Raw genomic sequence first — 10,821 nt, 5'->3', positions numbered from 1 at the left:
CGGGAGGATGGGCGTCATGCCTTCATCCGCGTCGTCCATGAGGAGCCGAGCGACCCCGGAGGAGGCCGACCTGGCTGTCCGGGTGGTCGGCAGCGAGATCAACCGGGGGATCCTGCGATCGCTGTCCCGGGCGGAGCGTCCCGAGCTGGGCCTGCTCTTCGGCGAGCTCGTGGAGGCGATCGGCCCGGAGCTGCCGACCGGCCGCGCCACGACGACGAGCCTCTACCGGCACCTCATCGAGCTGGAGGACGCCGGGGTGGTCCTCGGCAACCTCCCGCGCGAGCAGCGCCGCGGCCGCTCGGTCCAGTACCGCATCGTCGCGTCCCGCCTCGAGGAGATCTACGCGCGCAGCCTGGCGTACGCGCTCGGCGAGACCGCCCGCGACGACGTCTCGCCGTAGAGCGTCCGGCTCGCCGGGCGAGAGTGCTGCCGCACTGCGGAGGACGGCGGGTCTCGATACGCCCCTCCGGGGCTACTCGACCAGCATGAAGCGGGGGTGCCGAGGCATGGACCCACCTCCTGCTGCCTTCGAGGCATGCAACCACGCTGCTGACGACGGCGGGTCTCGATACGCCCCTCCGGGGCTACTCGACCAGCATGGGCGCGAACCCGTCAGCAGGGCTCCACCGCAGGTGCGAGCGCACCGCGGAATCGCGTGCCAAGCGATTCCGCGCAGCGGACGCGTCCCGCTCTCCGGAACCCGACCGCCTCAGGAAGCCGACCGCGGGGAGGAGCGACGCAGTCGCACCGACCTAATGAGCACCGTCCTGCTCGTCGAGGTCGGCGATCTCGGCCTCGTCGGGCTTGAAGGTCAGCGAGAACATGGCGATGGCGACGAGGACGACGATGAAGGCGACGCCGAAGCCGATCAGGGCGACGACGAACTCGCGGGTCGACATCAGCACGACGACGCCGACGAAGGCCGCCATCACGGCGGAGAGGCCGACGAGCTCGAGCGGACGCAGGCGGTCCTTGCGGGTGGGGCGGAAGGTGCGCGGCGCGAAGTCGTCGTCGGAGGGCGACGGCTCGGAGGAGGCGGGGTCGGGGGCGGTCATCGGTCTCCTCCGGTGGTGGGGGTGGAGGGTGCGGCGGCATCGGCGCCGGCGGCCCACTTGAGCGAGAACGCGGCGATCGCGAGGAACACGGCGAGCATCACGGCGTACGCGCCGAGGAGTCCGACCGAGACGACGGGGTGCGGCGGGAGGAGGGCGAAGACCGCTCCGAGCAGGGCCGTGCCGAGGCCGACGATCACCGCGTCGCGGGCGGCGAGGCCGGTGCCGCGGCGGCCGCTGGAGAACTCGAGGGAGCCGGAGACGAGCGCCCAGCCGGCGATCAGCGCGATGAAGGGCAGGAGGGCCGCGACCGGCAGCGCGACCAGCGCGAGCACACCGGCGGCGAGGGTGACCCCCGCGGAGGCGAGGGCGAGCGTGCGGCCCCGACCGGCGAGGGTGCGCAGTCCGATCACGAGGGCGACGGCGCCGCTGAGGAGCGCGAAGCCGGCGAAGACGGCGAAGCCGAAGGCGGGGCCGTGGTCGGGCGAGAAGGTGATCACCACACCGGCGACGGCCGCGACGGCGGCTCGCGCGAGGTGGAGGGTCCACAGTCGGCTGGCGGTGTCGGCTTCGGCCACGGTCGAGCCTCTCTGGTGGTGCGGGCGGGTCGGGGTCGCGCGAGGGCGGGGACCGAGCGGCGTCGCCGGGTCCGTCGGTGCGGTGTCCCGCACGATCCGGAGGACGCGCCGGCCCGGGAGCGGGCGGCCGCCTCCGCGGACCCTGCGATTTTACGCTCCCCGGGGCGCTCCCGGCGCCGGGAGCCTCCCGAGCGCCGGGATGCTCGGCCACCGTGCAGGTGAGCACCCCCGTTCTGAGCACGCACCGCGCACGCCGCGGAGAGCACAGCGTGTTTCCGAGTCGTAAACACCCGGGGTCCGATCCGCACGGACTCGTGGCGCACAGGAGGCGCTCGCTATCGTGGGTCAGACCCGCGCGCCTCACCCCGGGCGCGATCACCACACCCCCCCAGGCCCAGGACGACCACCCCCGCCGTCCGGCCCGCCGCTATCCCCTGGAGTTGATGCCTTGAACGGACTGGATCTCGCGATCCTCGCGCAGCGAGCACGCGATCTGGCCTTCAGCAAGCTGGTCGCCGGCGGTTTCCACCGCTTCGGCAAGGGTTCCCGCATCTGCCTGCCCTTCCGGATCGGACCCGGGCAGGGCAAGCGGATCTCCATCGGCGAGAACGTGCTGATCAGCGCGAACTGCATGCTGATGGTCCCGACCGACGACGCGCCCACCCCTGCCCTGATCATCGGCGACCGCGTGCGGATGAACATGACCGCGATCAGCGCCGTGCAGAGCGTGGTCATCGAGGAGGGCGTCGGCATCGCCCGCGGCGTCTACATCTCGGACCATTCGCACGGCTTCAAGGATCCGACGCGCTTCATCCGCGACCAGGGCGTCGACCGGATCGCCCCGGTCCGCATCGGCCGCGGCGCCTGGCTCGGCGAGAACGCCGTCATCATGCCCGGTGTGACGGTCGGCCGCGGCGCGGTGATCGGCGCGAACGCCGTCGTCCGCGAGGACGTGCCGGACTACTCCGTCGCCGTCGGCGTGCCCGCGCGCGTCATCCGGACCTTCGCGTGAGGAGCGCCGTGCCCGACCAGACCGTTCCCGACCAGACCGTTCCCGACCAGACAGCGCCCGACCGGACCGCGCCCGACCGGACGGCGCCCGAGCCGACCGCGGACGGCGTCGTCCGCGACGTCGTCTTCACCTTCTCCTACGAGACCTACACGGACGCGGCCCGCCGCGGGATGATGCGCCCGCCGGACCGGATCCTGCACTCGCTGATGGAGAGCCCGCAGGTCGGGCGCCTGATCGTGGCGAACCCCTTCCGCTTCCTGCCGACGACGCTCGTGCGCGGGGCCCTGGGCCGCGAGGTCGAGTTCCCGTCGACGCCGCAGCGCGTCCTGCACACCCCGCTGCGCCTGCGCCGCTCCGACCCGACCGACATCGCCGCCCTGGAGAAGGAGTACCGCGCCTACGACCAGGGGATCGCGAAGCTCGCCGACGAGATGGAGCTCGTGCGCCCCGTCGTCGTCACGACCAGCCCCGTCGTGGCCGGTTTCTCGCCGTTCGAGTGGGCCGAGCACGTGATGTTCTTCGCCCGCGACGACTGGACGACCTCGACCCGCTGGAAGGGCCACTGGCCCGCCTTCCAGGAGGCCTACCGCCGCGTCGCGACCAGCGGCCGCTCCGTCACCGCCGTCTCGCAGGAGATCATCGACCGCATCGCGCCGACCGGCCCGCACGCCGTCGTCCCGAACGGCGTCAGCCCGGAGGAGTGGACCGGCCCCGTGCCCGAGGCCCCCGAGTGGCTCAGCCGCATCCCCGGCCCGCGCGCCCTGCACGTCGGCACGCTGGACGACCGGCTGGACGTCGAGGGGATCGTCGCGGTCGCCACCGCGCACCCCGAGCTGCAGATCGTGCTGATGGGCCCGCAGCCCGACCCCGGCTACCTCGCCCCGCTCGCCCCGTTCGCGAACGTGCACCTGCACCACTCCGTCGGCCGCCGCGAGCTGGTGGCGACGATGCGCAACGTCGAGCTCTGCCTCCTCGCGCACCGCCGCACCCCGCTGACCGAGGCGATGAGCCCGCTCAAGCTCTACGAGTACGTGGCGAGCGGCTGCCCGGTGATCTCCGTCGATCTGCCGCCGATCCACGGCATCAGCGACCGGATCCGCATCGTGCCGACCATGGCGGAGTTCGCCGCGGTCGTCGACGACGCGCTCGCCGACGGCCCGGCCACCGAGGACGAGCGCCTCGGCTGGATCCACGCGAACTCCTGGGCCGCCCGGCACGAGACGGTGCTCGACATCCTGCTCGACCGGAACGACGGCCGCGCCCGCGCGGGCGGAGCCACCCCGTCGGCGCTGCAGGCGGGCTAGGTCAATCCACCCAGGGGTCCGACTCCGAAGTAGCCAGGGAACGGGCGCCTCACTATCGTGGGGGTGGCACCGCGGCCCGTTCCGCTGTGCCCTCGTCCTCGGACGGCGAGCACTCGCCCAGGCGCAGGAGCGGATCACGCCGCGCCGGCACCGCGTCGCACCCGACGTCACGATCCTCACCCGCCCGAGAACCACCCGACCGACCAGGACCACGATGCAGCGCAGGCTCCCCGCCCCACCCCGCGCGCGTCCCCCTGGGCGTCGACCCGCCGATGCCCGGGACGCCCCCACGTCCTGACGCACTCCGGGGAGAGCGCGGTCACGACGCCGCCGGATCTCCCTCCCACCGGGCCGCTCCAGTGCAGAGCGGGGCTCCCGCCCGGCTCCGCGCCGCCCCAGCACCACCAGCACCACCCACCCCCCACAACACCCAGCCCTGCACTACCGCCTCAGTCAGCTTCCGCCGGAGGAGAGCCCGAGAGCTCCCCCGGACGCAAGAAGGGTCGCCATGTCACAGTTCCTGTTCGTCTGCTCCGGTGGAGGGCATCTCAAACAGCTCTTCACCCTGTCCTCCCGCTTCGGGATCGACCCCGCCGACCAGCACTGGGTGACCTTCGACAACGGCCTCAGCCGCTCCCTCCTCGAGGGCCGCCGCGTGACCTACAGCCGCTTCGCCGCTCCGCGCGACGCCCGCCCGATCGCCGAGAACGCGCTGATCGCGCACCGGATCCTGGCCAAGGGCGACTACTCCGCCGTCTTCAGCACCGGCTCGAGCCCCGCCGTGTCGTTCATGCCCGAGGCCTCGCTGCGCGGCATCGAGTGCCACTACATCGAGAGCGCCGCGCGCGCCGACGGCCCCTCGATCACCGGCAAGATCATGGCCCGCCTGCCGGGCGTGAACACCTACACGCAGTACCCGGTGTGGGCGGACGAGCGCTGGCTCTTCGGCGGCTCGATCTTCGACGCGTACACGACCGGTCCCGACGAGCCGGTCTCCGCGATCCGCCGCGCGGTGATCTCCGTGGGCACCCAGGACCTCTACCCCTTCGACCGGCTGATCGCCGCGTCGGTGCCGCTGCTGAAGGACGCCGAGGTGCTCTGGCAGACCGGCCTCGCCGACGTCTCCCCCTACGGCATCGAGGGCCGCGCGAGCGTGCCGCACCACGAGCTGCAGGAGGCCGTGAAGGAGGCGGACGTCGTCATCGCCCACGCGGGCACCGGCGCCGCCATCACGGCCATCGAGAACGGCAAGGTCCCGATCCTGGTCCCGCGTCTCGTCGCGCGCGGCGAGCACATCGACGACCACCAGATCCAGATCGCCCGCGAGCTCGACCAGCGCGGCCTGGCCATCGCGGCCGCGCCGGAGGAGCTCACGGAGGAGCTGCTGCTGCGCGCCGCGAGCCGCACGGCCGCGCTGGCCCCCACCGTGCCGCCGTTCCGCTTCAGCCCGTCCCGCGCGCGCTCGCGCCGCCGCGCCTCCGCGAGCGTCCCCTCCTGGCGCCCCGAGCGCGGCGACACCCGCTTCGAGACCGCCTGACGCGGGGGCCGCTGCGCCCGCCTCGCGCCGGAGCACCTCCGGCACGCCGCACCACCTCCGGCTCGCCGAATCCCCACGATTCCGCGAGCCGGAGCCGTCTCCACGTGCCGGACAGCGTCGTCACCACTACCGCCGGCGCGCGCGAGAAACCGCCCGCGCACGCAGAAGGGCGGAGGAGCCGCAGCTCCCCCGCCCTCGTCCTGCCCCCTCAGTGGGCGCAGGCGGCGCTCTCAGCGCCTCAGGAGGCGTTCGCGAGCAGCGCCGTCCAGGCGATGTCCGCGAGCTTCGCCTGACCCGCCAGCGACGGGTGGAAGTGGTCGACGTCGGAGATGTCGTCCGAGGTGACGTCGAAGTCGTGCAGGGCGCCCTGGTCGTAGACGCAGTTCGCGGTGGCGCCGCAGACGTCGGCGAGGACGTCGTTGTAGGCGTCGATCGTCGTCGAGACGTTGTCGCGGCGGGCCTGCGCGTCCGCGTCGTCCGACGTGGGCTGGTAGAGCAGCGAGTTGCAGTTGGAGCTGCCGGCCCAGCGGGAGACGGCCTCGGCGTCGCCGCGCTCGGTCTCGAAGAAGTCGAGCAGGTTCGGCACGGAGGAGACGAAGATCGTCGCCTCCGGAGCGCCGGTGGAGAGCGTCGAGAGCGCGGTCGTGACGTTGCTGCGGAAGGCGTCCGGCGTGGTGATGTCGGCGCTGTTCTTGCGGCAGACGTCGTTCGCGCCGATCAGGATCGTGACCAGGTCGGGCGCGGCGGCGACGGCCTTCTCGGCCTGGCGCGGCAGCTCGGCCGAGGTCGCGCCCTTCGAGGCGACGTTCTCGATCTCGGGCACGGCGCCGACCGACTCGCCGGCGCGACGGGCGACCGAGTCGACCGTCTCGTCCTCGCCGGTGGTCCAGGACGCGCTGGGGCAGGGCTTGTTCTGCCCGCAGGCGGCGACGCCGACCGAGATCGAGTCGCCCATCGCGGCGATCGAGCCGGCCGCGAAGGGCAGCTCGCCCGAGGCGGCGGGCTCGGTCGTCTCGGCGGGAGCCGGGGCGGAGGTGCAGCCGGCCAGCAGCGCGGCGGCGACGGCCACGGCGGCGAGGACGCCGGCGCGACGGGAGCGGGTGGTGCGGGTCATGCAGTGCCTCCATCGGCCGGGGTGGTCTGCGCGGCAGGCGCGGCAGGGGTCGCCGGGCCCTTGGGCTTGGGCTTCCGGACCTGCTTCACGAACGCGAGGATCTGGTTCATGTCGCGGCGGTAGGCCGGGATCGCCATCGCGAGCGCCAGCGGCACCAGCGAGGCGAGTCCGCCGACGAGCAGGTGGACGATCGCGGGCAGATCGGTGTACGCGCCGACGGCCCAGGCCGCGCCGAACATGAACGGCACGACGAGCGCGGGGCGCAGAACGGGCACGATCACGTCGGAGCCGCGCACGAAGGTGCCGCGGATCGCCAGCCAGAAGCCGGGCACCAGCAGCGCCAGGGTGGTGAGGCCGTAGAGCAGCGCGAGGCCCTCGACGCCGTTCCACCACAGGCCCACGAAGAACGAGCCGATGACGAGCGGGCGGGTGACCACGTAGTACACCAGCTGGCGGTGCACGCGGCCGAGCGAGATGTAGATCCAGCCCTGCACGTTGCCGATGCCCTGCGCGATGCCCGCGATGGACAGCAGCGACAGGATCGTCGCGGAGGACGACCACTGCGGGCCGAGCAGCAGCTCGACGAGCGGCCCGGCCAGCGCCGCGAGCACGCCGAACGTCGGCAGCGTGAGGTAGCCGATCACGAGCAGCGCACCGCGGACGTAGCGGCGGTAGCGCTCGCCGTCGTCCTGCAGCGAGGAGAGCACCGGGAGTGCGACGCGGCCGAGCGGTCCGTTGAGCTGCTGCAGCGGCAGCAGGAAGAGCGAGTACGCGCGGGTGTACTGGCCGAGCACGCCGGTGCCGAGCTGCGCGCCGATCAGCACGTTGTCGACGTTGCGGGCGAAGTAGTTGAGCAGCTGGACGCCGAAGATGCTGCCGCCGGTGGTGACCAGCGGGATGACCTCGCGCGAGATCTGCGGGCGGCCGAAGGTGGGCCGGGCCGCGACCCAGAGCGCGATGAACCGGTAGATCAGCGCGCCGCCCTGCAGCACGACGAGCGACCAGACGCCCCAGCCGAGGAACGCGGCGATGATCGAGCCGATCACGCCGACGAGCATCGAGACCACGTCGATCTGCGCCATCAGGCCGAACTTCATCTCCTTCTGCACGCGCGCCTGGAGCGGCATGCAGAGGCTGTTGATGAAGAGGGTCGGCGCGACGGCGAGCGTCAGGACGACCAGCGCCTGCTCGTTGTAGATGCCGGCGATGAGCCAGGCGGAGGCGCCGATCACGATCGTGCCGACCACGCCGAGCGCGACCGACAGCCAGAGCACGGACCGCCAGACGGTCTCGCTCATCTTCTTGGCCTGGATGATCGCGCCGGTCAGGCCGAAGTCGCGGACCAGGTCGGCCACGCCGACGATGGCCGTGACGGCGGCGAGCAGACCGAAGTCGCTCGGCGAGAGCAGGCGCGCCAGCACGATCGTGGAGATCAGCTGGATCGCGGTCTTGCCCCACAGGCCACCCAGGGTCTGGATGACTCCGCGGCTCGCCTTGTGCCCGAGGTCGGACTTGGGCGAGGCGGGCGGCAGGTTCGGCCCGTCCCCCACGGTCGGCGACTGCGCGATCGCGTCGGTCGCGAGCGTCTCGGTGGTGTGCGCGGTGTCGTCGATCGCCGCCTCGATCTGGGCGTCGCTCGCAGTGGTGCCGTGGCGGGCGGAGGAGCCGCCCGCGGGGGTCGACCCCGTCACGCGCGCGTCGTCTCGTCGCGGTTCCATTCGGGTACGCCTCCTCGAGCGATGATCGACCGCGCCTCGAGGCGGGGTCGCAGATAGCCGTAGCAGTAGATCGGGAAGGCCGGCCACAGGGCGGGCCGGCGCAGGACGCGCTTCAGCAGCGCGACCGGGCCGCCGCCGCCGGCGCCGGTCTGCTCGGGCACGAGGCCGGAGGCCGCGAGCTGGGCGTTGCCGATCGCGATGCGGACGGTGCGCTTGATCTGGTTGCGCATCCGGCGCGGCGCCTTCACGGAGAAGGACCGGCCGGGGAGCGTCAGCCGCTCCTCGGGGGTGAAGAGCTGCTGGACGAAGCGGTCGTCCGCGATGATCTCGGGGAAGGCGCCGAAGCGGCTCCGCCCCTCGGCCGACAGGCCGTAGATCCCGGAGCCGACCAGGCCCGGGGCCCGGTAGTCGGAGAGCTCCCAGATCGAGTAGTGCGCCCGGACGGGCCAGGAGGCCCCGCCGGTGTCGACCCGGAACTCCGGCGCGGCCGCGAGCGGGCCGCCGGGGCGGGCCAGCTCGTCGCCGAGCGCCAGGAGCGTCTCGGCCGAGACCGAGACGTCCGCGTCCACGTAGATCCTGGGGAGGACCGTGGCGAGCTCGTCGGCCGCGTTGAGGCCGGCGATCTTCGAGGCCCGGGGCGTCTCCGCCACCAGGATCCGAGGATCGACGGCCCGGGCGACGGCCGCGGTGTCGTCGGTGCAGCCGTTCGCGCCGACCACGATCTCGAGCCGGCCCTCCGGGTCCCCGTCCACGAGGGCGCGGAGGAGCCGGGCGATCACCGCCCCCTCGTCGTGCGCGGGGATGACGACGCTGACGCGTGCGCTCACGACTCGATCTGCGTCGGCTTGCGGACGACGTGAGCGCCGACGTGCGAGCCGAGGGCGGGCTGCCCGACCGGGATGTGGGGGCCTCCGCGGGTGAAGGCGGAGACGTGCCCCGCCTCCTCCGGCGACAGGCGCCGGCGGGTCGACTTCCGTGGTGCCTCCGTGAGCACCCAGGCCCCGACGGCCAGGAGGATCCAGAAGAGCATGAAGGACTGGAAGAAACCGAAGGCGTCGTAGAAGTACGCGGCGATCGTGTAGCCGAGCAGCAGGACCGCGATCGCGAACGCGAGGCTCGCGTACTGCGGCGTCGTGGTGCTCTTGAACGAGTAGCGCAGCAGCATCACGATCGGGACGAGGAACAGCACGGCCAGGCCGATGACGCCCACGGCGCCGCCGTCGAGCAGAGTGCCCAGCCACTGGTTGTCGAGGATGAACGCGTTCTTGTCCTCGCCCACCACGATGCGGCTGCCGACTCCCGTTCCGAAGAAGGGGTGCTCGCGCACGATCGCCATGGCCGGCTCGAGGTCGGCCAGGCGGCCCGCGCCCGCCATGCCCGCGGAGGTGTACTGCGAGGCGATGAGCGCGTCGGGGTCGAGGAACGACCCGATCATGTCCGTGAGGATCTTCGGGATCAGCACGAAGCCGAGGCCGAGCACCGGCACCATGCCCAGGAGCAGGTAGCCGCCGACCTTCGGGCGCAGGATCACCGTGAGCAGGAACATCACGCCGAGCGTGACGATCGCCGTGCGCGAGACCGCGGTGACCACGCCGAGCAGCAGGGCGAGGATCGTGCCGTAGTAGATGATCCGGCGGTTGATCTCGTTGAAGGGCCAGCGGGCGTACTTCGAGAGGTAGATCGCGATCGGGATCATCATGGTGAACATGACGGCCAGCGCGATCGGGTGCTGCGACGAGCCGAACGAGCGGTAACCGCCGGCCCGGTAGGCCTCCTGCTCGGCGCCGAGGCGCTCGAGCGGCAGGAACTTGTCGAGCATCGTGAAGACGTTCTGCTGCGTCGCGCGCTCGATCACCGCGAAGAAGGCGACGACGACGGCAGACCAGACCAGGAAGGTCAGGAAGGCCTCGACGAGCTTCTCGTTGCGCATCACGAGCCGGGCGACGAAGTAGACCGAGAGCATCAGCAGGTCGTTGACGATCGCGCCGGCGACACCGGAGCCGAGGGCGCCCTCGGAGATGAACTGCACATTCGCGGCGATCGAGAGCAGGCTCGAGGCCACCCAGATGCCGAGCGGCCAGCCGAACGCGGCCGGGCGCCAGACGAAGGTCGGGTCGATCATCAGCGCGACGATCGCCGCGACGACCATCAGCACGATGACGAGCCGGTACGGCTCCAGAGCGAAGCCCAGCGGGATCGGCAGCGCGTAGTAGCGCACCGGGATGAACATGATCACGCCGAGCAGGACGATGAACGCGCCGGTCCAGTTGAAGACCAGCTTGCGCGTGAGGTACAGGAACGAGATCCCGAAGAGGATCGCCCCCGCGTACAGCGGATTGAGGTAGTAGACCGCTGCGACGGCCACGGCCGCCAGCAGGACGGTCGACAGGACGGCGCGGACCGTGAAGGTCCGGCGGACGAGGATCTCACCCGCGTAGGGGTCGTCGTTCCCGGGGACCCCGAGCGGGGTCCCCTTCAGCGTCGGCGTGCTCATCTGCTGCGACCG

10 protein-coding genes are annotated in these 10,821 nt (G+C 72.2%); 4 read left to right on the top strand and 6 right to left on the bottom strand.

Annotated features, from left to right (window positions below; genetic code table 11):
• Positions 1-16 precede the first annotated feature (16 nt).
• Positions 17-400 carry a hypothetical protein gene (locus tag MT350_RS19250; RefSeq protein WP_243616457.1) on the top strand — a complete coding sequence of 128 codons (384 nt, stop codon included), beginning with the start codon at positions 17-19 and terminating at the stop codon, positions 398-400.
• 352 nt (positions 401-752) lie between these two features.
• Here the strand turns inward: MT350_RS19250 and MT350_RS19245 are convergent, their stop codons facing one another.
• Entirely contained in the window at positions 753-1,055 is a 303-nt protein-coding gene (locus MT350_RS19245; protein WP_243581097.1) for a hypothetical protein, read from the bottom strand.
• The gene (locus tag MT350_RS19240) at positions 1,052-1,630 is read right to left on the bottom strand and encodes a hypothetical protein (protein ID WP_243600321.1); all 579 of its coding nucleotides are present in this window, start codon (positions 1,628-1,630) and stop codon (positions 1,052-1,054) included. The genes MT350_RS19245 and MT350_RS19240 overlap by 4 nt, the downstream gene beginning before the upstream one ends.
• Before the next feature lie 448 nt (positions 1,631-2,078).
• Here MT350_RS19240 and MT350_RS20275 point away from each other — a divergent pair, with 448 nt between their 5' ends.
• The 3 genes from MT350_RS20275 to MT350_RS19225 all read left to right on the top strand — a co-directional run bounded on the left by MT350_RS20275 (position 2,079) and on the right by MT350_RS19225 (position 5,483).
• Complete coding sequence (locus tag MT350_RS20275; RefSeq protein WP_123734729.1) at positions 2,079-2,642, top strand: DapH/DapD/GlmU-related protein; 564 nt, start codon at positions 2,079-2,081, stop codon at positions 2,640-2,642.
• A gap of 8 nt (positions 2,643-2,650) precedes the next feature.
• The gene (locus MT350_RS19230) at positions 2,651-3,946 is read left to right on the top strand and encodes a hypothetical protein (protein WP_243616456.1); all 1,296 of its coding nucleotides are present in this window, start codon (positions 2,651-2,653) and stop codon (positions 3,944-3,946) included.
• A gap of 508 nt (positions 3,947-4,454) precedes the next feature.
• Entirely contained in the window at positions 4,455-5,483 is a 1,029-nt protein-coding gene (locus tag MT350_RS19225; RefSeq protein ID WP_123731824.1) for a glycosyltransferase, read from the top strand.
• A gap of 238 nt (positions 5,484-5,721) precedes the next feature.
• Here MT350_RS19225 and MT350_RS19220 read toward each other — a convergent pair whose 3' ends face one another.
• From MT350_RS19220 to MT350_RS19205, 4 genes are read right to left on the bottom strand one after another with little or no spacing between them, the layout of a single operon-like run.
• Positions 5,722-6,597 carry a GDSL-type esterase/lipase family protein gene (locus MT350_RS19220; RefSeq protein ID WP_243600319.1) on the bottom strand — a complete coding sequence of 292 codons (876 nt, stop codon included), beginning with the start codon at positions 6,595-6,597 and terminating at the stop codon, positions 5,722-5,724.
• Positions 6,594-8,288: a lipopolysaccharide biosynthesis protein gene (locus MT350_RS19215; RefSeq protein WP_166674001.1), complete on the bottom strand. Its 1,695-nt coding sequence runs from the start codon at positions 8,286-8,288 to the stop codon at positions 6,594-6,596. The genes MT350_RS19220 and MT350_RS19215 overlap by 4 nt, the downstream gene beginning before the upstream one ends.
• The gene (locus MT350_RS19210; RefSeq protein ID WP_243600318.1) at positions 8,285-9,142 is read right to left on the bottom strand and encodes a glycosyltransferase family 2 protein; all 858 of its coding nucleotides are present in this window, start codon (positions 9,140-9,142) and stop codon (positions 8,285-8,287) included. Before MT350_RS19210 ends, MT350_RS19215 begins: the two co-directional genes overlap by 4 nt.
• Complete coding sequence (locus MT350_RS19205) at positions 9,139-10,809, bottom strand: O-antigen ligase (protein ID WP_123444655.1); 1,671 nt, start codon at positions 10,807-10,809, stop codon at positions 9,139-9,141. The genes MT350_RS19210 and MT350_RS19205 overlap by 4 nt, the downstream gene beginning before the upstream one ends.
• Positions 10,810-10,821: the final 12 nt, after the last annotated feature.

This window comes from Rathayibacter sp. VKM Ac-2928, assembly GCF_022815545.1.
GTDB lineage: Bacteria > Actinomycetota > Actinomycetes > Actinomycetales > Microbacteriaceae > Rathayibacter > Rathayibacter festucae.
Note: the sequence above shows the minus strand (reverse complement) of the source record. Positions and strands in the feature narration are given on the sequence as shown.

Excerpts from the sequence above, each read along its gene's own strand:
- MT350_RS19220 (WP_243600319.1), bottom strand. The coding sequence starts at position 6,597 with ATGACCCGCACCACCCGCTCCCGTCGCGCCGGCGTCCTCGCCGCCGTG.
- MT350_RS19205 (WP_123444655.1), bottom strand. The coding sequence starts at position 10,809 with ATGAGCACGCCGACGCTGAAGGGGACCCCGCTCGGGGTCCCCGGGAAC.
- MT350_RS19245 (WP_243581097.1), bottom strand. The coding sequence starts at position 1,055 with ATGACCGCCCCCGACCCCGCCTCCTCCGAGCCGTCGCCCTCCGACGAC.
- MT350_RS19250 (WP_243616457.1), top strand. The coding sequence starts at position 17 with ATGCCTTCATCCGCGTCGTCCATGAGGAGCCGAGCGACCCCGGAGGAG.
- MT350_RS19225 (WP_123731824.1), top strand. The coding sequence starts at position 4,455 with ATGTCACAGTTCCTGTTCGTCTGCTCCGGTGGAGGGCATCTCAAACAG.